The organism is Picosynechococcus sp. PCC 7117, assembly GCF_001693275.1.
GTDB lineage: Bacteria > Cyanobacteriota > Cyanobacteriia > Cyanobacteriales > MRBY01 > MRBY01.
This window is the reverse complement of sequence record NZ_CP016477.1, coordinates 1,393,018-1,414,501: the sequence shown is the minus strand read 5'-3', so window position 1 is coordinate 1,414,501 and position 21,484 is coordinate 1,393,018. Positions and strand designations below refer to the sequence as shown.

Annotated in this window: 24 protein-coding genes; 9 read left to right on the top strand and 15 right to left on the bottom strand. The window is 43.8% G+C overall.

The annotated features are described in order from the left end of the window. Positions 1 to 90: 90 nt before the first annotated feature. From AWQ22_RS06845 to AWQ22_RS06815, 7 genes are all read right to left on the bottom strand, one after another. Positions 91 to 1,032 carry a DUF1517 domain-containing protein gene (locus tag AWQ22_RS06845; RefSeq protein WP_065710590.1) on the bottom strand — a complete coding sequence of 314 codons (942 nt, stop codon included), beginning with the start codon at positions 1,030 to 1,032 and terminating at the stop codon, positions 91 to 93. An 84-nt stretch (positions 1,033 to 1,116) separates the two neighbouring features. Further along, positions 1,117 to 1,692, bottom strand: coding sequence for a hypothetical protein (locus AWQ22_RS06840; protein WP_065711662.1), 576 nt, complete (start codon positions 1,690 to 1,692; stop codon positions 1,117 to 1,119). Positions 1,693 to 1,697: 5 nt separating this feature from the next. Continuing rightward, positions 1,698 to 2,378, bottom strand: a complete 681-nt coding sequence (locus AWQ22_RS06835) for a ParA family protein (RefSeq protein ID WP_065710589.1) — start codon at positions 2,376 to 2,378, stop codon at positions 1,698 to 1,700. 154 nt (positions 2,379 to 2,532) lie between these two features. Next, positions 2,533 to 3,210 carry an ATP-binding cassette domain-containing protein gene (locus tag AWQ22_RS06830; protein WP_065710588.1) on the bottom strand — a complete coding sequence of 226 codons (678 nt, stop codon included), beginning with the start codon at positions 3,208 to 3,210 and terminating at the stop codon, positions 2,533 to 2,535. Positions 3,211 to 3,247: 37 nt separating this feature from the next. After that, on the bottom strand, positions 3,248 to 4,450 hold the full coding sequence (locus AWQ22_RS06825; RefSeq protein ID WP_084448971.1) for an FtsX-like permease family protein: 1,203 nt from the start codon (positions 4,448 to 4,450) through the stop codon (positions 3,248 to 3,250). 16 nt (positions 4,451 to 4,466) lie between these two features. Then, positions 4,467 to 5,627 (bottom strand): FtsX-like permease family protein, encoded by a 1,161-nt coding sequence (locus AWQ22_RS06820; RefSeq protein ID WP_065710587.1) that lies wholly within the window; start codon positions 5,625 to 5,627, stop codon positions 4,467 to 4,469. Between the two features lie 12 nt (positions 5,628 to 5,639). After that, a complete protein-coding gene (locus AWQ22_RS06815) occupies positions 5,640 to 6,764 on the bottom strand; it encodes an HlyD family efflux transporter periplasmic adaptor subunit (RefSeq protein ID WP_084448970.1) in 1,125 nt (374 codons plus the stop codon). A gap of 304 nt (positions 6,765 to 7,068) precedes the next feature. Here AWQ22_RS06815 and AWQ22_RS06810 point away from each other — a divergent pair, with 304 nt between their 5' ends. The 5 genes from AWQ22_RS06810 (at position 7,069) to AWQ22_RS06790 (ending at position 12,807) form a co-directional block, all read left to right on the top strand. After that, positions 7,069 to 7,749: a hypothetical protein gene (locus AWQ22_RS06810; RefSeq protein ID WP_232321523.1), complete on the top strand. Its 681-nt coding sequence runs from the start codon at positions 7,069 to 7,071 to the stop codon at positions 7,747 to 7,749. A gap of 63 nt (positions 7,750 to 7,812) precedes the next feature. Further along, a complete protein-coding gene (locus tag AWQ22_RS06805; protein WP_065710584.1) occupies positions 7,813 to 8,715 on the top strand; it encodes a ferritin-like domain-containing protein in 903 nt (300 codons plus the stop codon). A 326-nt stretch (positions 8,716 to 9,041) separates the two neighbouring features. Continuing rightward, positions 9,042 to 9,395, top strand: coding sequence for a hypothetical protein (locus AWQ22_RS17085; protein ID WP_232321521.1), 354 nt, complete (start codon positions 9,042 to 9,044; stop codon positions 9,393 to 9,395). A gap of 85 nt (positions 9,396 to 9,480) precedes the next feature. Beyond that, entirely contained in the window at positions 9,481 to 9,849 is a 369-nt protein-coding gene (locus AWQ22_RS06795) for an EamA family transporter (protein WP_065711660.1), read from the top strand. A 255-nt stretch (positions 9,850 to 10,104) separates the two neighbouring features. Beyond that, entirely contained in the window at positions 10,105 to 12,807 is a 2,703-nt protein-coding gene (locus tag AWQ22_RS06790) for a CBS domain-containing protein (RefSeq protein WP_065710582.1), read from the top strand. On the opposite strand, the gene AWQ22_RS06785 is transcribed toward AWQ22_RS06790, so the two are convergent. The 4 genes from AWQ22_RS06785 to AWQ22_RS06770 all read right to left on the bottom strand — a co-directional run bounded on the left by AWQ22_RS06785 (position 12,808) and on the right by AWQ22_RS06770 (position 15,903). Further along, a complete protein-coding gene (locus AWQ22_RS06785) occupies positions 12,808 to 13,284 on the bottom strand; it encodes a cupin domain-containing protein (RefSeq protein WP_065710581.1) in 477 nt (158 codons plus the stop codon). It abuts the gene before it with no gap. An 84-nt stretch (positions 13,285 to 13,368) separates the two neighbouring features. Continuing rightward, a complete protein-coding gene (locus AWQ22_RS06780; protein ID WP_065710580.1) occupies positions 13,369 to 13,725 on the bottom strand; it encodes a HEPN domain-containing protein in 357 nt (118 codons plus the stop codon). Positions 13,726 to 13,745: 20 nt separating this feature from the next. Further along, complete coding sequence (locus AWQ22_RS06775) at positions 13,746 to 14,069, bottom strand: nucleotidyltransferase domain-containing protein (RefSeq protein WP_065711659.1); 324 nt, start codon at positions 14,067 to 14,069, stop codon at positions 13,746 to 13,748. A gap of 103 nt (positions 14,070 to 14,172) precedes the next feature. Beyond that, positions 14,173 to 15,903 (bottom strand): diflavin flavoprotein, encoded by a 1,731-nt coding sequence (locus AWQ22_RS06770; protein WP_065710579.1) that lies wholly within the window; start codon positions 15,901 to 15,903, stop codon positions 14,173 to 14,175. A gap of 118 nt (positions 15,904 to 16,021) precedes the next feature. Between AWQ22_RS06770 and chrA the strand changes: the two genes are divergently transcribed. Next, positions 16,022 to 17,164, top strand: a complete 1,143-nt coding sequence (gene chrA, locus AWQ22_RS06765) for a chromate efflux transporter (protein ID WP_065710578.1) — start codon at positions 16,022 to 16,024, stop codon at positions 17,162 to 17,164. 10 nt (positions 17,165 to 17,174) lie between these two features. Here chrA and AWQ22_RS06760 read toward each other — a convergent pair whose 3' ends face one another. Together AWQ22_RS06760 and AWQ22_RS16370 are read right to left on the bottom strand one after the other, a co-directional pair. Next, a complete protein-coding gene (locus AWQ22_RS06760) occupies positions 17,175 to 17,405 on the bottom strand; it encodes a hypothetical protein (RefSeq protein WP_065711658.1) in 231 nt (76 codons plus the stop codon). Continuing rightward, positions 17,377 to 17,664: a BrnT family toxin gene (locus AWQ22_RS16370; protein WP_071925380.1), complete on the bottom strand. Its 288-nt coding sequence runs from the start codon at positions 17,662 to 17,664 to the stop codon at positions 17,377 to 17,379. The genes AWQ22_RS06760 and AWQ22_RS16370 overlap by 29 nt, the downstream gene beginning before the upstream one ends. Positions 17,665 to 17,812: 148 nt before the next feature. On the opposite strand from AWQ22_RS16370, the gene ureA reads away from it, so the two are divergent. The 3 genes from ureA (at position 17,813) to AWQ22_RS06745 (ending at position 19,618) form a co-directional block, all read left to right on the top strand. Next, complete coding sequence (ureA, locus tag AWQ22_RS06755) at positions 17,813 to 18,115, top strand: urease subunit gamma (RefSeq protein ID WP_065710577.1); 303 nt, start codon at positions 17,813 to 17,815, stop codon at positions 18,113 to 18,115. Between the two features lie 185 nt (positions 18,116 to 18,300). After that, positions 18,301 to 18,921: a MotA/TolQ/ExbB proton channel family protein gene (locus tag AWQ22_RS06750; protein ID WP_303396470.1), complete on the top strand. Its 621-nt coding sequence runs from the start codon at positions 18,301 to 18,303 to the stop codon at positions 18,919 to 18,921. Next, positions 18,911 to 19,618, top strand: coding sequence for a biopolymer transporter ExbD (locus AWQ22_RS06745; RefSeq protein ID WP_065710576.1), 708 nt, complete (start codon positions 18,911 to 18,913; stop codon positions 19,616 to 19,618). Before AWQ22_RS06750 ends, AWQ22_RS06745 begins: the two co-directional genes overlap by 11 nt. On the opposite strand, the gene tmk is transcribed toward AWQ22_RS06745, so the two are convergent. Further along, the gene (tmk, locus tag AWQ22_RS06740) at positions 19,572 to 20,231 is read right to left on the bottom strand and encodes a dTMP kinase (RefSeq protein ID WP_065710575.1); all 660 of its coding nucleotides are present in this window, start codon (positions 20,229 to 20,231) and stop codon (positions 19,572 to 19,574) included. The genes AWQ22_RS06745 and tmk overlap by 47 nt on opposite strands. Continuing rightward, on the bottom strand, positions 20,231 to 21,448 hold the full coding sequence (locus AWQ22_RS06735; RefSeq protein ID WP_065710574.1) for an FAD-dependent oxidoreductase: 1,218 nt from the start codon (positions 21,446 to 21,448) through the stop codon (positions 20,231 to 20,233). Before AWQ22_RS06735 ends, tmk begins: the two co-directional genes overlap by 1 nt. Positions 21,449 to 21,484 lie beyond the last annotated feature (36 nt).

Here is a 21,484-nt window from a genome sequence, read left to right as displayed (position 1 = left end):
TTTCTATAGAAATCAAAAAAAATCCCCTATATTGAGGGGATTCTTTAAATCGTCATGATTTGCGTTGAATTGCTTTAGCGTTGAACCTAATTAAACGAGATTGATGTCGGGGTAGTAAGTCAAAATATCGTCGGTGCTGAGGGTGTCACCAATCGCTTGGGGCGTCCATAAAACTTCGAGGGCCAAAAGGCGATCGCCACCGAGGGCACCAATTTGCCGGATCGCTTGTTCGAGAGATTGGGAATCTGTCACTTTCGGTAAATCCACTTTTCCCATGGCCCCAGCGATGATTGTTACCATGATGTATTCGTTTGGTGTGCCGTCACTTTTGACCAAATCAGCACTTGCACGCTTCCCAGCCACATCCCGTTCGTTGTCAACGTTGCTGAGGGTCTCGGCGGTAAATTTACTCCGTTCGTTCAGGGCCAATTGATTAAACTTGGCTTCGGCAGCATCAACCCCAGCTTCGAGGGATTCGCTCGCACCATAGACCCAATATTCTGGGTGGCGCAACAGGGCCAGAGTCGATTCCTGTAGAACCTTGGCGCGTCCGGCTGGGGTGCCAGTATCAGCGGTGCTCGCCAGGCGATTTAGATCCTGCTGGAGATCCCGCGCTTGGGCCAACAGCCCCACCTGTACTTTGGCGACGGAAATTTTGCTACTGGGGGCAGAGTAACCGAGACTGTCGCCCTCATTCATGCCACCCCCCATCACATTCTGGAAGGTGCGGACAAGGAAGCCGGCGATCGCCAACATAATGAAAAGACCAAAAATGCCGCTAAAACCACCGAATCCGAAGAAAGGCAGCAGGAAGGGGAACCCAAATCCACCCCCAAATCCGTAGCCATAGCCACCCCCAACGGGAGCCCGTCGTGCTGGGCCAGGGGAAAAACTGCGGCTAGGGGCACTGCGGAAGGAACCGCCACCAATACGTCCTCCACTGCGGGCCGCCCAAGCATTATCCGCTGGGGTAAAGATCAGGGTAAAAGCCAAGACAATGGCGATCGCCCCATAAAAAAACCGTTTAATCATGATTGAGTTGTTAAATGTGCTGCGTAAAAATCCTGAGATCTATTCTATCAAGCCCCAGAATTCCGAGCATTGGCGGTTTTTCCCCTAATCAAACCAACCGATTTCCTCATCGGGGATACTGGAGGGGGGCTGATCGGGAAATTGCAAATTTGCTTGGTAACTGGCAATGCGGGCCAGTACAAGGGCGCGGTCTTCCTCAACGGTGCGTTCTATGGCGGCTTCTTTTTCCGTCTGTTGCGCTTCGAGGCTTTGGATTTGACCGTATAACTTTTCGACGAGGCCCCGTTGTGCGTCTAACTCTTGTTCGAGCTTTGTCTTTTCAGAAGAATCCGCTTCGAGGGTCTTAATGGTTTTCTCCGCGTTGGCGATCGCCTTTTGTTGGGCGGCAATTTTTTCTTCCAGGGCTTTTACTTCCCTCGCCAAGGTTTCCTTCTCCGTGAGCAATGTTTGATCAACAGAATCTGTCGCGACCGTTTCCTGTTGGGCGTAGAGGGTTTCAATGTGGGCCAGTAATTGCGCCTTCGTCATCCGGGAAAGGGCCGTTGGTGAAGGTTTCTCCGGTGTATCATTAACCGCCGTTTCGGGGGCAGCAGCCTTGGTTTTGTCCTGCTTTGCCTCCTGCCGTAATAAATCCGATAAATTTTGTTTGCTGCTAGCCATAACCGTTAAGTCCAATCTCGTTGCAGTTCATCCGCGACACGACGATAATCCGTTTCCGCATCCTTAGCCTTTTTACCACGCATTTGGGTCATGGGAACGCCTGCGAGGACAGCTTGCTCGTGGGCTTTATAACTGCGCACAAAGGCATGGCACACCGGAATCCCCAACTCAATCAAGGTATTTTGGGCATCAATGCTCTCCCGGAGGCTGCGACTATCGACTTTTGTCAGGAGCACTCGGTGACTAATTTCAACGGGATTAATGGCCGTTTGCACCGTTTCAATTAAGGCGCTTAAGTCCATCGGCGCTGGTGGTGTCGGCAAGATCACATAATCCGCAATCCGGAGGACGGTCTTGAGGGCCTGCGATCGCAAGGCCGGAGGGGTATCCACCACGATCAAGTCATAGCCTTTAATCTGTCGGAGATTTTGAAGTAAATCTGGTTGATGTTCTCTACTGACATCCAGTTGCCATTCATCGGGGTTACGGTCTACCCACCAAGAGGCCGATCCCTGGGGATCGCTATCCACCAAGAGAACCTGCTGTTTTTCGGCAAAAATGGCCGCAAGGTTAACGGCGGTTGTTGTTTTACCAACGCCTCCTTTACCATTCACAACTGCTAAAATCCGCTGGGATACCACAATAGATTTTTTTTGCTCACTGGCCTTGAATTTATGGTGAGTCATTATAGCTGCTTTGTTTCCATTTCCTGAATAAATGCAACATTTCTTGTAGAGAATATTAATATTGTAAGTTACGTAATATGAGACTAATTAATATTAATGTCCAATTGATTTATTGATTCTCAAACTTTAATTCATATCTAATGGAATGACAATCTCAGCACTCTAATGAATTAGTTATTTTTCCGTCTTCTAGGTTGATTATTCGATCAGCGATTCCCAATACTCGTGTATCATGGGTCACAAATAGAACTGTACAATTTTGCTCCTTAGCCAATTGATGAAGCAATCTTAAAACATCTTCTCTATTGAGTTTATCGAGTGAAGCAGTTGGTTCATCTGCCAATATAAGCTTTGGTTTATTTACGAGAGCTCTAGCTATAGCTACACGTTGTTTTTGGCCACCAGAAAGCTGAGAGGGATAAGCATCTAAATGCGTTTCTAATCCCACTGCTTTGAGTATTTTTTCTGCTTGATTTTTAGACTCTTGTACAGAAGAAACATCGCTCAATATATTTGCAATTTGCACATTTTGCAAGGCAGTCAATGAACTCAAAAGATTATGGCTTTGAAAAATAAACCCAATTTTTTTTCGTATATTTTCTAGAGATTTTTTTCTCTGTTTAAATAATTCTGTTTTAAAAACTTTTAAGCTTCCTTCTTGTACAGATCTTAACCCTCCAATTAAAGTCAAAAGAGTTGTTTTCCCTGAACCAGAAGGCCCTGTCATAAGCACAATTTCACCAGGCTGAATATCGAGGGATATATTGAATAAGACTTGCTTTTTAAAGTGTCCTTTTCCATAGTAATGGTTGATGTTTTTGATTTGAATCATATTCTGAAATATTTTTGCGAGAAAAGTTTAACTCAAACTAAAATTTTCTACTATAAATATCTACAGGATCGATTGAATTCAATTTTTGGGCAGAAAATACTCCTGCTGTCAGACACATTGAGATATTTGCAAAGAAAATTAATCGCATTGATTGATAGGTTATTGGAATCAAAAGACCTGTTATTTGGCTGATAAAATCACATAACATCTGACTTAGGCACAATCCTGGTATAAAACCTAAAATGGCTATTAGAATCACCTGAAATAAAACCACATTCAAGAGGAATTTTTGGGAGTGACCTATTGCCTTTAATGTTGCGTATTGAGGCATATTTTTCCTGATGTCTGCACTAACAATATTATATGTTATGAATATACCAATAAAAAAGCCTGTAATTGCACCAAACTTAAAAATAAACCCAAGAGTAACTTCGCTATAAAAGTTTTTTTCTCGTTCAACATAATTTAGTTTAGTAAAAATAGCGACATCTTTGGGTAGAATTCTTTTTAAGTTTGAAATTACCTGCTCAATCGACGATTGATCTTGGACTTTTATAAGACCTAGGTCAACATTATTAAGAGTTTTTCTGAAGTCACCTGAAAATCCGGAAGGTCTGCTTCCAAAAATTCTTAAAAAGTTTTCATCACTCATAAGAATGTTTCCATCTGCTACAAAGTCCGATCCTAATTGAAAATTTCCAACCACCTTGATTCTTTGTCCAGACAATTCTGTCTGTGTACCAATTGTGAGTGGTCCATATACATTTCGGGAAGCTGTATCCGCAAGAACAGTATTTTCATGGCTTAAATTAGGAAGATAGTTTTGAATATTCTGAAATAAAAAGACAGGTTCTTCAATATCAAATGCAAAAACACGAATAATACGTTCAGTATTATTTGAAAAATTTTTCCATGTGGCTAGTGTTAAATATAGTGGTTCAGCAGAAATAATTTCTGTTAGTGATTTAGCTTGATACAGTCTATATTTATCAAATGTCCGCTCTAATGAAGTAAAGTTACGCTCTGAGTCGACTAATATGATATCGGCATCTAGTTTTTTTAAAAATGCAACATTACTCTCAATCATACCCTCACGAAAAGCAATTTGAGTTAGCATTAAAACCACAGCAAAGCTTACGGCAATAATACTAACTATGAACTGCTTAAAGTTATAAGTTAGATTACGCCAAGCAAGAGAAAATTCAAATAATAAAATATGAATTTTGATCTGGTGAATCATATAATTCTAGTTTTTTTTAAAAAATATCAGCGGGGTCAAATTTCATGATGTTTTGAGATGCTAGAATTGCTGAAATATTACATGTACATATTGTAAGAAATAAAACGAAAACTACTGTTACTGGATCTATGTAAATACTAAGTGCTGTCTCTGAGCGCATGAAACTATACATTGGCCAAGATAATACCCAGCCAACAAGGAATCCTGAAAATCCTAATATACTAGATTGATTAATGATAGCATTAATAATTTCGCGATTACTATATCCTATTGCTTTTAGGGCGCCATATTCAGGTATACGCTCAGTTACGTCAACACTTAAAATTTGATAAATAATAATAGCTCCAATCAGAAAAGAACTAATAGTTCCAAATAGTATTACTGTTCCTATTGCTGTGGATGTCAGCCAATAATACTGATCCTTTTTCTTGATTTCTTGGCGGCTAAAAACGCTGATATTATCCGGTATTATTTCTTGAATTTTTTGGGCGATAAGTTTATGATTTACACTGGATTTTAACTTTATCAAGCCCAAGCTCACATCATCTAAAGAACGCTGTGGGAAATATTGAGTAAAATTATCTGCACTCATCAAAATAGAGCCATTAAATCTAAAACTATTACTCATAGAAAAAAAGCCACCAACTTTGACTTCTCTTTCTTTTATTTCTGTCATCGTTCCAACTTCAAATGAACTTGCACCAAAATCATCGAAATCACTCTTTTCGTTAAAAAGTACTGTTTTTTGCTGTTTTACTATTTCTGTCTTGTGATTAATGTCAGGTGCTTGAAAAGGGTACTTTTCTGGCTCATAACCTAATACAAAAATTGTATTGGGTTCCCTTGTATCAGGATTTTTCCAGTCTGCAAACGACAGATAGATAGAGGCAGTACTATCTACTTCTTCTAAACCTTGAATGCGATACAGTTGTTGCTGCGAAAAAGGCTGCGTAAAACTGAATTCTAACGATTTATTAGAAATTAAAATAAGATCAAAATCAAGCTGTTCATAAATCAATACAGCACTACTTAGGACAGATCCCAAGATCCCTATTTGAACAAAGGCTAGTAAAACAGCAAAGCCACTGCCTATAATTGCCAAGAAAGAGCCCCCTGGAGAATAGGTAAGATTAGACCAGGCTAGTAGAAGACTACTCCATACTTTTTTATTCAACATAAAAAATCAGAGTTATAAATCAATTTCTACATCTACTTGCAAGCGACTCAGGCTTGCGGCCTCATCACTTGATTTTAGTCTGATAGCAACTTCAATAATCCTTGAATCTACACGCGCTCCAGGATCGTCACTAATTAAGCGATTTTTATAAACAGATTGTCCAATTTTTTCTACATACCCCAGAATAGGTTTATCGAAAACAGGGCTATGAATTTTTGCAACTTGACCAACTTTAACCCTTGTGATGTCTGTTTCATATACTTCTGCTATTGCATACATATTACGGGTGTCACCGAGTTCTAGAAGCCCTCGTGAATCTAAAGCTTCACCAGGATGAGTGAAAACTTTAAGAATTCTCCCTGATTCAGGTGCACGAATAATTGTCTGCTCAAGTTGCGCCTCAGCAAGCTCCAGTTCTCGCTGAGCTGATTCCAAGGGGATCCGATTCTTGATTTGTTCGAGGTTTGCTTGAGAATAATTTACGGTTATATTGGCTTTTTGAAGGCTACTCAAACGAGAATATGTTAATCGATCAAAGGTTGCTTGAGCTTGTTCAACTTTTGTTTGAGCTTGTTCTACTAGTAATCGTTGATCTTCTAAGGCTTGATCAGAAATCGCACCATTATCTCGTAATTGTCGATAACGCTCATATCTTATCGTAGAGTTTTCCAATTCTACCTTTGCCCCTTCTAGGACAGCTTGTTGAGCTTCTATTTCTGATGCTTGGGGTTGATCTATTAATCTTAATTGGGCTTGCGATTCTTGAACTTGGATCTTGGCTGCATTTGTTTCGGCTTGAAACTGTGCAAAGAGCTCTCTTACTCGACTGGCAGCAAAATTACGCCGAGATAACTGTACTTGGTAATCACTAAGAAAAGCAAGAATTTGCCCTTTTTCGACCCAATTTCCTTCTTGTACAGTTATTTCTGCCACTCTACTCCCAAGTAGTCCAGAAATAGTTAAAATTTCGCCTTTTGGTTCTAGGCGACCTACCGCAAAAATATGTGACTGCTCCGGAACGATTTCTTGGGCCATTAACTCTGATTGTGTATCTGAAGATTTGTAACGAAAACTCAGATATCCCAAAAGAGAGATTCCTATCAAACACCCGAACAGTAGACTTGCATTAGTTTTCATTTTTTACCTACACAACACAACAAACTGTGGATCCGCTTTAATCCTATTTAATCCTAACAAACCAAAACAGAAGATTATTAGGGACTTATCACAACGCAATCATAACAGCTAAGATGTTAGTATAAACATACCTTTATAAGCATTGCCTATCTAAAGTTTCTTGATCTATTATTATATTTTTAGAACTATTTTATGATTCACTACTAAGATGATCATTAACTAGGTTTTTTTGTTAAAAAAGTATAAAATGATACACTCATATCTAATAGCCATTAAAGAATTATCTGTCGCTCAAAGAAAGCAAATGTTTGCTTTGCATGAGACACACTTTCCCGGTAGGCGCTGGGATGATTTTATAGAAGATTTATCACAAAAGGACTGGGCGATTTTATTATATTCAATTGAGACGAAAGAATTGAAAGGCTTTTCCACAATCTTATTTTACGAAACTAAGTTTCAAAATGAATTAGTAAAAATTGTTTATTCTGGTGACACAATCACTGACCCTTCAATGTGGTCATCTCCTATCCTTTCTCAGGCTTGGATTAAAGCTGTCAAAAGTATTCATGGCCTTTCCTCCCAAAAATTATACTGGCTACTTATTTCTTCAGGTTATCGAACTTATCGCTTGCTCTGTACCTTTTTTCGAGACTTTTATCCACGTTATGATATTAAGACTCCAGAGCATTTTGAAATCTTTATGAAGGAATTAGCGGATCATCAGTTCGGAGATTTGTATGATTCCGATCATGGTGTTGTTAGATTTCCTAATCCTCAAATTCTTAGTCCAGAGCTAAAAATAATACCCGAAAATAGACGTAAAAACCCGCATATATCATTTTTTGAAAAATCAAATCCAGGTCATTCCGATGGTGATGAATTGGTTTGCCTCACTGATTTATCAGAAACTAATATGACGAAAGCAGGCTTGCGTATGGTAGCTACAGGAGAATTGCCGGAACCTGTGTCTAAACTAGCAGGATGATAAATTGACGAAAGCCAATTACTTCGTTTCGACATCAAGATTATATAATGACAATTGACAATCATGAATTCATTGAATTTTAGTTCATATAATTTACCATTTTCTTCCAATTTTACTCCTTTAAAAAAAATTCTAAAAGGAGCATTAAAAGATTCCAACCATAACACTAGCCCATTAAATGAAGTTTTATATTGGGATGCTTCCTTTTTAGGACTAGATCAAGTAAGTATTTTTCAGGAAGCAAACCAGTCTGAACAATTTATTATTCTTCAAAAGGCAAATCGAGATTTGTTAGAAGAAATTTATTGGGTTGAGCATGCAGGGGTAGGATATATGTCTAAAATGTTATTGTTGGCTGATTCCAGAGAAGAGCGTATGCTTTATAGTCTGTTTGCCGCAGATGAAGCAACTCATCTCAGTCAAATTCAAACTTTTTTAGACAAACCCCCCATCTTTAACGGAGACACTTTCTTGGCATTTATGGGGGAAATTGTTGAATCTTTTGATAAGGCACTTTTGATGACTTTAGTACAGCTTGTTCTTGAAGGTTGGGGCTTTAGTCACTATCGTTCTTTGGCGAAAGGATGTTTACAACAGAATATGGCAACTACTTTAAGAGGATTTCTCGAAGCTGAATCGCGCCATCATGCAGCAGGAGTGGTGACACTTCAGGAATGGGACTATACTCCTGAAAGCCTAGAAAGTATTTACTATGCACTCACAGAATTTTTGCAAATGGTTCAGTATGGTCCTCAGCGTCTACTCAATGCCATAGAGCAAGGTAAAGGCTATCTTTCGCGAACTAATAAAGTTCAGATTCTTGAGGAGTTACAAACAGAAATCTATAGTCAACAAAGATTAGATTTGCTGCGTTTTATGATGACTGATAGTCTTCCTCCTAGTGTACTTCAAAGGTTAGATGAGCAAGATTCTTTTAAGCCTTTTTCTGCTCAGCAATGTGTATAGTTTAAAATTGAAATTGAAGGTATTTGAATTTGATAATTTAATTTAGCTAAAATAGTGAAAACATGAGTTTTTTAGGTAGAAGCATTGCTTTTTTTCCAGCTCTATTAATTACGTGCATATTGTTATGCTTGATTATGCTGTCTTACAAACCTAGCATAAGTATTCTTTTGTTATTATTTTTTATAATATACATATTTCCGCCAATTATTCATCGCATACATCAATACTTTTATCCTATTGAAGAAGGTATCAGTTATTTAGTTGGTTCCGAGTATAGTCCTTGGTGGGGAAGCCATCAGTTACAAGTTTTCTATAGTACTTTCCCTATGTTTGAACAGCTACTGTTGTTTTTCCCAGGGGCATTTTCTTTGTGGTTAAGATTATGGGGAGCGAAAATTGGCAAAAATATATATTGGACTTCTGGTATTCAGGTAGTTGATCGTAGTCTTTTAATTGTTGGTGACAATGTTATCTTTGGCGGCCAAGTTACTATATGTTCACATATAATTAAACCTAGGCGTAATAATTTGTTGCTTTATGTTAAAACTATTGAAATTGGCAACAATGTCTTTTTAGGAGCTCGTTCCAGTATTGGTGCGGGTTCTAAAATTCCAGATAATGAATACATACCATTTGCCCAGCAAATTTATCCTAAGAATAGGTTAAGTTATCAAAAATAAATAATGTATTTGTACTGGGTTTTGTTGTCGATGTTTTTTATTATACAAGCTTACATATAACTTGAAAATTAGAGGCTTGAGTGTTTTGGGATTGTATGAGTTGATTTTACTTTCTATTTATATCATAACAAGTATTGGCGGCCAATTTTTTTTGAAAACAGGAGCTTTAAAAATAAATGAAATTGTCTCTGAAAATATTGTCTATCGTATAATTGAAATTTTATTGATTCCAGAGTTAGTTGGCGGATTGCTCTTTTACAGTCTGGGAACTTGGGCGTATATCTTCTTATTGGCTAGAGTGAATTTAAGCATTGCCGCACCAGCATTATCTGTTACTTACATTTTTTCGATATTTATTGGTTATTTTTTATTCGGTGAAAACATTCCTATAAGCAGGATAGTTGGTTCGGGGCTAATTACTGCTGGTGTGATTTTAGTTATTTGGAAGTCTTAAATGAATCTTGTTTTGAGAACAAGTGTGCTATTTCTGGGGATTGAGTTATCTGGTTGCCTAAGAAATACCAAAAATTAAGTACGCATAATTTTAGTTGACCAGCTCTAATTATGACTAGTATTTCCCTCTTTTTTATTGAGCTTCTTTTGAATCATCTTTATTAATTGCAATGATAGATTTTCTAATTGGTGACTACCAAAACTCTTTTGGATTAAATAAATATTAAGTATTGAATTTTTGTCGATTGTCTTTTTTATGGATGTAATTCTCTGTCACCAAACCGTTGATTTTGATGCCCTGGGAGCAGCGATTGGCTTGGCATATTTGCGGGTTGGGGCGCGGGTCGTGCTGACTGGCGGCGCACATCCAGGGGTAAAGCGGTTTCTCGCACTCTATCGGGGGGAGTTTCCGTTTATTGAGATGCGCTCGGTGCACCCGGAGCAGTTGCGGACGATTATGGTGGTGGACAATCAGCAGCGACAACGGCTGGGTAAGGCCCAGGAATGGCTAGATCGACCCCAGGTGAAGCAGATCGAAGTTTATGATCATCACCTTGATCAGGAGCGAGACATTCCGGCGACCTACGTGGAAATTGAAGATGTGGGGGCGACAACGACGATCATTGCAGAAAAATTGCAGGCGCGGGGGGTAGAACTCGATCCCTATACGGCGACGGTGATGGCCTTGGGGATTCATGTGGATACCGGGTCACTCACCTTTGACCAAACAACGGTACGGGATGCCCAGGCTTTGACGTGGCTAATGGGTCAGGGTGCCATGGTGAAAATTATTGCGGAGTATGCTGAACCCGGTTTTTCGCCTTTGGTGCAACATTTATTTTCGGAGGCGATCGCCAACCTGGAGCGGGAAAATGTTGATGGCCATCGGGTAGCGCGAGTCTTGCTAAAAACAGCGAGTTTTGTGCCGGGACTGTCGAATCTCGTCGAGCAGATGATGCAAATGACCGACCTCGATGCGCTGTTACTGGGGCATTTTTATCATCAGACCGATGCGGAAGGGAAAATGGTGATCATCGGGCGATCGCGAATTGTGGGAACAAGTCTCAATCGACTGTTTACGCCCTATGGTGGCGGTGGTCACGATCAAGCCGCATCCCTAAGCTTGCGCCTCAACAAACCAGAGGCAATGTTACACAAAATTTATGCCGAATTCATTGCCCAGGTGCCCCCTGCCCTGACGGCGCGGGATTTAATGACGGCCCCCGTGCGTACGATTTTGCCCCAAACTTCCATCGAGGAAGCCCAGCGGGTGTTGTTTCGCTACGGCCATTCCGGGTTAGTGGTGGTGGATGATCGGCAACAACTGGTTGGGGTCATTTCGCGGCGGGATCTAGATTTGGCGATTCACCATGGCTTTCACCATGCCCCCGTTAAGGGTTATATGAGTCGAGAAGTGCGCACGATCCAGCCGGACACGACCATGCGCGACATTGAAACGATTATGGTGACGGACGATGTGGGGCGATTACCAGTGATCGAGGGTGATCAACTTTTGGGCATTGTGACGCGGACGGATGTTTTGCGACAACATCACCAGGACGAGCAGCCTCTTGATCTGTTACCCACTCCCAAGGATGACAAAAATCGCTATCCTTTGCGGGAAATTTTTGCGGAACGGCTGGCCCCTTCCCTGTGGCAGTTATTGCAAGGGGTGGCAACGGAAGCCGAAAAACGGGGCTGGCATTTGTACCTCGTCGGTGGGGCGGTGCGGGACGTATTGCTTTCAGATTCCGACGAAGAATTACTGCTCCAGGATATTGATCTGGTGGTAGATGGTTTCCATACGGCGGCGGATGTGGGAGCAGGGGTGACTTTGGCGAATTACATTTGCGAGCGCCAACCCAACGCGCGGTTATCGGTGCATGGGGAATTCCAAACGGCGGCGATTTTGTGGCACAAAGATCCGGTGTTGGGTTCCCTGTGGCTGGACATTGCCACGGCCCGAACGGAGTTTTATCCCTATCCAGCGGCGAATCCAGAAGTGGAAGCGAGTTCGATTCGACAGGATTTGTATCGGCGCGATTTTTCGATCAATGCCCTCTGTTTGCGCCTGACGGAACCCCGATCGGGGGAATTGCTCGATTTTTTCGGGGGGCTTTGGGATCTCAAAAAACGGCAAATTCGGGTGCTCCATGCCAACAGTTTCATCGAAGACCCGACGCGCATCTATCGGGCGGTGCGGTTTGCGGTGCGGTTAAATTTTCAGCTAGAAGTGCAGACGGAGGAATATATTCGCTATGCGATCGCCTCTGGCATTTACGACAAATTGCACCACGAAAAACCCCAGGCCCCAGCACTCACGACGCGATTAAGGGCGGAATTAAAATATCTTTTAACAGCAAAATATTGGAAGCCCGCATTACAATTGTTAGACGATCTGGGCGCGTTGAAATGCATCCATAAAAATCTGGCTTTAACAGATGCGGTTTGGTGGCAAATTCGCTGTGTGGATCGTTGGTTACGCTATCATGACCCCGATTATGAATTGGAACATTGGCGTCTTCGCCTGGAAGCTTTGTTGTTAAATTTGACCACAGCAGAACGCTTAAAAGTGGGCGATCGCCTGCAATTACCAAAGGATAGTTTGCAACGGTTAGAGACAATTTCCCAGCATGAAGCGCAAATTTTGCCCAAACTTTTCCAGGCCACAAAACTGAGTGAAAAAGTCTTTGCCCTTAAGCATTTATCCTTGCCAGAAATTATCTTGCTAGCTGCCATCATCCCGAAAAAAATGCGTCACGATTTATGGCATTATCTCCGCCGCTGGCAATTTATCCAAGCACCCATTAATGGTTTTGATTTAAAAGAATTAGGCTATAAACCGGGGCCACAATTTCGCGATATTTTATCAGATCTTCTCAAACAAACCCTCGACCAAAACATTGGCGATCGCCCCTCTGCTTTAACTTATTTAGAAACCCACTATCCTCTCAATTAACTATTCTTCCATGAGGATTGCTTTTGGTTCCCCGACGGTCAACAGAGAAGTGGCGAGCAAAATAACTGGGTCAGGGGTTTCATTTTGGCCAAAATGTACCATTCCCTCGGATTCTGTTACCGCATCCCCAGGTTTGAGGAGGGTTTTTTGTCCCGCAGTTAAGGTTTCTTTTGTGCCATCTGTGCGGGTGATGAGTGCCGTGCCTTCGATCACTGCATAGGTCAACAAGCCAAATTCCACCCGGGCGATTTGCAAGCCAGGATGGATGTGGGGTGGCAGGGTCGCAAAGGGGGGAATTTCATAACGCACCAACTCCAAAATTTGATTGGGGGCCGCTTCCGGCAACCCTTCAGCTAGAACAGTGCGAGTGACGGTTTGGGTATATTGATTTTTGGATTCTGATTCAGCTAGGGCCGCTGGGGAGACAGAAAAACAGCTACAGAGCAGGAATGAAGAAAGAAAATAATGGGGTTTCACAGCGAACGGAACTCACTTTTATTAAAAGACGATAGTTGCAGTGTAAAAGTCCCTTTGGCGATCGCTTTCTAGGCAACATAATTCTTAAAATTCTTTGAAATAATCCCTAGCAAAAGTAAGAAATTTTGTAGCATTTTCAATCTGTTGATTCGCTTGATATTCAGAAATTGCCTGGAACTTTCCATAGTCACCTGTCTGTCGAAGAGACTGGGCATCAATAAGGAAACGATGGAATTCCCGCGGCACTTTACCTAATTTAGCAAAATCTCGACCAAAAGCAGAAATTACAGCAGCATGACTCGAAAAAGTTTTTGCTTCTCCTTCTAAAAAAGCTTCGGCTAAGTAAAACATTGTGTAGTAAGCTCGCGAAACCGAATAATCAAAGTATTGATTATCTCGTAATAATTTGGCTGCTTCTAAACTTTCAGTTGCCTTACTCATTAAGTTTTGCTGCTGGCAATTCACAAATAAATACCTTCTCGCTGAATATTTCGAATTAGAGCACTCCGGTGTTTTTCAAAATATTCATTGTCCATAAAAATGCGGTTGATTAAAATGTCATATTCCAAGCAGATATCAGCAATTATGGCGCTGGTTTTTTCTAATTCTTGATCCAAATCAAAATTGTGTTTTAAAACAATGGCAATGTCAATGTCTGAGTCTTCTTTTGCCGTATTTTTCGCCTGTGACCCGAATAGGATTAAGTCTTTGAGTTCTGGCCCATAGATTCTTTTGAGAGAGTCTCGCAGTCGTTCAAGAATAGCACTAAGAGCGGGATGAACCATGGCGATCGCCTGCAATGTTTACTGTTTTATTTTAATCCAAGAAAAAAAGAAGTACTCAATAATGAATACTCCCCTGTGAAAGCTAAAAATTCAAGTTATTTAGTTAGTAGTAATTACCCACTTTGCGGTGGTGAACAGCAGTTAAACCATCGGGGTTGGAGACGCGACCCGCAGCGACTTTGCTATACACAATCCAGTGATCGCTACATTCCATCCGACTGACCACTTCGCATTCGAGGTAGGCCAGGGCATCATTCAAAATCGGGGAACCATTTTTCGCGGTTTGCACTTTTACCCCTTCAAATCGGTCTGCGCCGGGGGGAAAACGCTTGAGGAAATGTTTCATCAAAGGTTGGTATTTCCCTTCCTCGAGGATATTCAACACAAAGCGATCGCCCACTTGCATCAGGGATTCAATCGCTCGGTCTTTTGCTACGGCTACCGTAAAACCGGGGGGTTCAAAACTGGCTTGGGTCACCCAGGAGGCGACCATTGCCCCTTTCATGTCGCCTTTCTGGGCGGTGATAATATACAGACCGCCACTGATGCGTCCCATCGCTTTATCGAGTTCAGTATCGATATTTTTCCGTTGTTTGAGCTTTTCTTTTTGGGTAAGCAATTGGCCGAGGTCAGTACCAGATTCTTCACAGAGCTGATAAAGACCTTCGCTGGGTTCATCCTTGACGCGGATCGAATCAAAAGCTTTGATCAGGCCAGCATCCCGGAAGCGCATCAGCAACGGATCAATGGGTTCGTCGTTGCCGCCGTAGGATTCAAATAGTCCCACAACTTGTTTATCCTTTGATGCGGCGAGAATGGTGCCCACGGCTTTGCTTAATTCGGCGTTGTAGGCGCTGTCGATGGGGGGCATGCCAATCACTAGCCCTGCGGCGCGACCAACGATTTCGTGGACATCCTGGGGATCTGCGACTTTGAGATCGACCATTTCTACGGCAACTCCAGCTTTGGTAATCCCTTTGGCGATCGCCTGGGAAATACGGTCACTGTAGCCATAATCGGAGACATAGAATACCGCCGCCATTTTATCGCCCTTGGTTTGGGCCTCACTCCACTGGCGGTACCATTCCATCATTTCCTTAGTGTTGTGCTTCAGCAGGGGGCCATGGCCATTGGCAACTAAGGAGATTTCCCCGTCGAGCTTGTCCACCCGTTTCATTGCACTCAGTACCGAGCGGGCGTTGGGAGCCATCAAACATTCGTAGTAAAAACGGTAATCCGGTGTGATCGCCTGGAGATCCTCGTCGTAGGTGGCATCAGAACAATAGTGCATCCCGAAGGCATCACAGGTAAACAGAATTTCGCTTGCCGGATCGTAGGTAAAAATCGTGTCGGGCCAGTGGAGGTTCGGTGCACTGACAAATTCAAGGTTGTGACCATTGCCTAAATCGAGGCGATCGCCACTTTTCACTTCGATAAATTCAAACGGATCGTGTACCAAATCCTTGAGGAACTTAATCGCAATTTTTGCGCCGACCACCACTGCTTGGGGGGCAATTTTTAAAACATCTTTCACTAGACCACTGTGATCCGGTTCTGTGTGGCTGATGATGATGTAGTCAATGGTTTTTGGGTCAATCTCGCCGGTAAGCGCATCGAGGTATAGCTGCCGAAACTTCGCGTGGGAGGTATCCACAAGGGCAATCTTTTCGCCCCGGATAATGTAGGAATTGTAGGTGGTGCCATTTTGCAAACCGAATTCAATGTCAAAGCGATCGCGGTCCCAGTCCAGTGAACGAATCGTTGTGGTGTTGTCGTTAACCTTTTCTGTCTGGATCGTTAACCGCTTTTCGGTTTTAATTGGCGTAGCAACCATAGGTAACCCTCCTACACTGTGATGCAATAGTCATCTTTCACTTATTGTGGCACGAATTTATTAGGGGTTGTGGCCTAGGCAGAGGGGGAAATGATTAAACATTTCGATAACATTCATCATGGCGCAATGGTCTGAACTGCAGGAGATTTCTCGATTATTTTTGCGATTAGGTTTTACGGCGTTTGGCGGCCCTGTGGCTCACATTGCGATGATGCACGACGAGGTGGTAAAAAAACGCCACTGGCTTACGGAACAGGAATTTCTCGACATTCTCGGCGCAACAAATTTAATTCCTGGCCCCAATTCCACGGAAATGGCAATCCACCTCAGTTTTAAGCGCGCCGGTTGGTGGGGCTTGCTCATGGGGGGCCTTAGTTTTACGGCTCCGGCGGTGGGTTTAATGCTGCTCTGTGCGATCGCCTATCAGCAGTTTGGCACAACACCCCAGGGGACATGGCTGCTCTATGGGGTCAAACCAGTGGCGATCGCCATTATTGCCCAGGCCCTATGGAAGCTTGGGAAAAAGGCAATTAAAGATAGATTTGGGATCGGTTTAGCGGTATTTAATGTGGTGCTATCCCTGGTCGGCCTCCATGAACTGTGGTTGTTGTTTCTGAGTGGCTTCATTGGCCTAGGGAAAAAACTAGGGGGCCAATGGCTAAAAACAAAACAAACCCGTAGCATTGTTCCCGCTCCGTTGCTGTTGTTATTGAATGGCACCCCTGCAAATTTCAGTTTGGGCTGGCTTTTTTTAATGTTTCTTAAGGTGGGGGCGGTGCTCTATGGCAGTGGCTACGTCCTCGTGGCTTTTTTGCGGGCAGATTTTGTGGAGCGCCTCGGTTGGCTAACGGATCAGCAACTCCTCGATGCGATCGCCATTGGTCAAATCACCCCAGGGCCTTTATCTTCGACGGCGACGTTTATCGGCTATTTGCTCGGTGGAGTACCAGGGGCCGGGGTTGCCACCTTGGGGATGTTCTTGCCTTCGTTTTTGTTTGTGGTGATTCTCAATCCAATTTTGCCGAAACTGCTCCAGGCCAAATCATTCCGGGCCTTTCTCGATGGGGTGAATATTGGTGCGCTGAGTCTTATGACCGTTGTCACCGTGTTTCTGGCGCAATCTTCTTTAGTTGATCCTCTGACCATTGGAGTGGCGATCGCCGCATTATCTCTCTTGATCAAATACAAAATCAATTCTCTCTGGCTGGTCTTGGGTGGAATGGCGATCGGGTTACTGGCCCCCTTTGTCGTGGCGCAATAGTTTCAAAACCTTACTGGTGTTGTCTCGCATAGGCATCCACAAGATTACGAATCATCGCTTGGTAGGAAGCGTTGTGGCGTTTTGCTTCTTGTTTAAAAAATTCAATGCTTTCCTGGGTAAATTCCATCGTCACCCGCACATGGTTTTTCTTGGGAATCAATTCCTCCGGTGCCGGTAAAAAATCTCTCACCACAGTAACTTCACCAATCGGTTTAGCGGGATCCGGCGTGATATTGCTCATAAAATTTTCTCCATTTACGCCATTCAGCAGCACCAAAAATACGAATAACCTGATGGCGATAGGTAAACCGCACCGTCAGAATACGCTCTTCTACTTTACCAATGCAGAACCATCGTTCTTCCACCTCGCTATGCTGAGCATCATGGACAATTAAACGATGGGGATCGAAGAAAGCATATTGGGCCGTTTCAAAATCAACTCCATGTTTTGCTTTGTTACTAATATTCCGTTGATGATGCCACTCAAACGATGAGTACATATAGCTTTACACATTTTTATCCATATTACTTTACTGATTAGCTCAGAAAAAATAAAAAGTTCTCGACCTGATTACTGGGGTAGTGGGTTTGAATTTAGGGGAGTCAAGGTAGACTAAAATCACATTCATCTGCGTATCAGTCCAAACCATGCAACTCTCGCCCCAGGAAAAAGACAAGCTGCTCATTTTCACGGCCTTTCTAGTGGCGGAACGCCGGAAAAATAAAGGACTCAAGCTCAACTATCCTGAAGCGGTGGCCTACATTTCAGGCTTAATCCTGGAAGGAGCACGGGAAGGTAAACTGGTCGCCGAACTGATGAGCGAAGGACAGACTTGGCTAACCCGTGATGATGTCATGGTCGGGGTCGCCGAAATGGTGGATGAAGTACAGGTAGAAGCGACTTTTCCCGACGGGACGAAACTGGTAACGATCCACAATCCGATCCAATAATCAAAAAATCCAGAAACTTCCCTAAAAATTTCTGCCCTCCAACAGACGAATAAAACACCATTAAAAACCTTAGAATTGGAGCAGTCTTTTTTTTGGTGTGACCGGAGTGAGGTGCCTCGGTGAATGTTCTAGATATCCTAAACCGTGGGGGGCCAGCGATGTGGCCCTTAGTACTCTTGTCGATTATGGCTCTGAGTACGATTATTGAGCGGCTGTGGTTTTGGTGGAAAGTGATCCAACAAAGCCAGCGGGTCCAGGACAAAATTTTGGATGCGGCCCATTACCAATGGCAAGCGGTGAGTGAAATAGCCCGCACCTGCCAAAAACATCCCCTTGGTCGCTTTCTCTATGCTCCTTTGAAGCAACAGGCCACCGACCCAGAAATTTTTCACTTGGCTCTCGAAGCGGCCGCTGATGAAGAATTGGCGAATATGCGTCGCGGTGAAAAAGTCCTAGAAGCGGTCATTGCCCTCTCACCTTTGTTGGGACTCCTGGGAACTGTTTTGGGCTTAATCAACTCCTTAGGATCAATCCAATTGAGTGATTTAGGTACAGATTCGACCACGGGGGTGACCTTGGGGATCAGTGAGTCGCTCTTTTCGACGGCGATGGGTTTGATCGTCGCGATTGTGGCCCTAGCTTTTTACCGTTTATTCCAAGCGCTTTCGAGCAATCAGGTGCGCCTTTTCCGTCAAGCAGGCAGTGAACTGGAAATGCTCTATCGCCAAAATTATCTCGAAGGATTACCTGCTTCTGTTGACAATGTAGATGCAATGCTCATTGAAGGAGACCAAAATGAAGCGTGAGCCAATTAAGCCAGAAACTTTGGGTTTAAGGCCGTTCCAACTCTGGCAAGAAAATTCTGCGCCGGATCTGCGCATCGAAATTATTCCGCTGATCGATGTGATTTTTTGTGTGCTGACCTTTTTTATCCTGGCGGCAGTGAATTTATCGCGACAGCAAGCGATTAACTTAAATTTACCTGTGGCGGAGAGCGCAACGACCCAAATGCCCGATATGGTCATTGTGAGTTTGACGGACTTTGGGCAAATCTATGTGGAAAAACAACTGATTGAGACCCAGGCTCAATTTTCACAAATTGTTGAGGATTATTTAGGGCGCAATCCTAATGGTGTTGTCGTTCTCAATGCGTCGGAAAAGCGTCCTTATCAGGAAGTCATTCAGGTTTTAGATTGGCTCAAATCCATTGGTGGGGAGCGGGTAGCCTTGGGAACAGGGGCAGGAACCCAGGGAGAGCAAGCCCTCGATTCTTTCTTTGAGGGTCAACAAACTCCGGGCCTGAATCCCAGCACGCCGACGATTCCCCAGGTGCCGGGAGTCAATCCGAATAATGATTTTCAGCTTGAGCCCCTCGATAGTGGCACGCCGCTACCACCGCCCAATGGGAATGGGTTTGATTTGGAGTTGCAGCCCCTGGAGGAATTTGGGACACCGCCTAGTCCGACCCAGATTCAGGAGCAGTTACAAAATAATCAGCAATAGTTTGGAGAATTTGCTGGTGGATGGTTTCAGGGGGTTGGGTGGCGTCGAGTTGTTGCCAATTCCCTGGATAGGTTTGAAAAATTTGTTGGTAGTTTTGGCGCACTTGGGTAAGTTTGGTTTTGGTTTCGTAGATTTCTTGGTGCGATCGCCTTTGGACGCGCTCTAGGGCCACCTCCACGGGAAGATCGAAGTAAAACACCAGATCGGGATTGGGAAAATCTTGATTGAGACGGTAAATAAATTCGTATTCGGCGGCATTGCTGGCGTTGTAGGCGAGGGAAGAAAAATAATAGCGGGTCGTAATCACCTGGATCCCAGCGGCAAGTTGTTTGAAGACGCCGTCAATTTCGTTGTAAAGGTGATCATGGCGATCGCCAGCGAAGAGATAGGCCAGTTGCCGATTTAGTTGGGTTGGATCGGTGGTAAAGCGCAGCCGTTGCCGCAGAGTTTCTCGAACGAGGTTGCCGATAATGCCATTGGAGGGTTCGGGACTGAGGACGGCGGGGATCTTTTGTCGCTGAAAATGTTGGTACAAAAGCTCGGCTTGGGTTGAACTACCGGAACCGTCAATCCCTTCAAAAACGATAAATTTTGCCTGGGTTTTACGCTGCATCACCACACCATCTCCGCCAAAAGGCCCGCATTTTCTAGGAGATTGTCCCATGTCTGGAAAGGTTTTTTAGTTTGAATCAAATCACGGCAATGGTAAATCAGTTTGCCGGAGCGATCGCCGAGGATGGTGGCCCCCAACAGTTGATCCTGGCCATCGAGCCACAATTTGAGCGTTAAGTCTTGGGGAAATTGCAGTTGATCAACGCGATCGATCATTAGAGTCTTACTCAGGATTTTTGCGTCGGGGGGCAGATTTTGACCTTGGGCACCCACATGATCAAAAGGTAGCGGTTCAAACAAACGATAGGGAATTTCGCCGTAGACACAGGGCATTTTCCGGCGCTGGGCCATATTGTTCACGAGGGTTGTCGCTTCGGCGATCGCCAATTCCGGCAAAGCATAACCACCAAGCACTGGCCCGCCCCCATAAATATTGCTGCGGGGAGTTCTAAGCTCAGGGTCAACCCGTAACCACATCTGGGGCGGCTGACAAAAATCGGGGGGCAAATTCAGTTGCGTCGTTAAACCCCGGCGCTCTTTGGCCCAAATGACGGCTTTATTTTCCTGGTTAAAAAGGTCTGGGATGATCCCAAACTGGAGCGTTACCCCCGCCACTTCGAGGCAAGTCTGTAACCGTTGGACGCAGTCAGGATCTTCCGTGGGCAATAGGCTTTTTGCGCTAATTAACGTGACTGTTTTTCCCAATTTTGCGAGGCAGTAGGCAAGGGTAAGACAATGGGGATCGTGACCGACAAGGACAATTTTTTCTGGCAGGGTGCGCCAAATTTCTGGATTTAAGAGGTCAGTGGGGCTTAAAAAAACATCCTGGGGAGGCGTAGCCCAAGTGGTACCTGTGGCGATCGCATAATGTTTGCTTTGGAGGCGACGGGTTGCGGTGACAAAACAGGTGCTGGGTTTCCAGACAAAACTACCCATTTCTGGAATTACATCAACGCCCGCTTCTGCCAGGCGTGCCAAGGGTTCATAGAAATCATTCGGGGCGATCGCTCCCTTAACCCAGGCGGCAATATCCATTGGTTGGAGCTGTTCGGCCAGGTGTAGCAAGGTTTTTTCGAGGGCGAGTACCTGTTGATCCTGGAGTGGCTCCCCTGTTTGCTGCACTAAAGCAACTTTTTTGCCAGAGGCGATCGTCCGTTTTGCCGTCGCAATGCCGGCCCCCGTTGCCCCAATCACCACCAAGTCGTAGTCCACTGCCATACCAACCCCAATTGCTCACGTTCAAAAGGGATATCA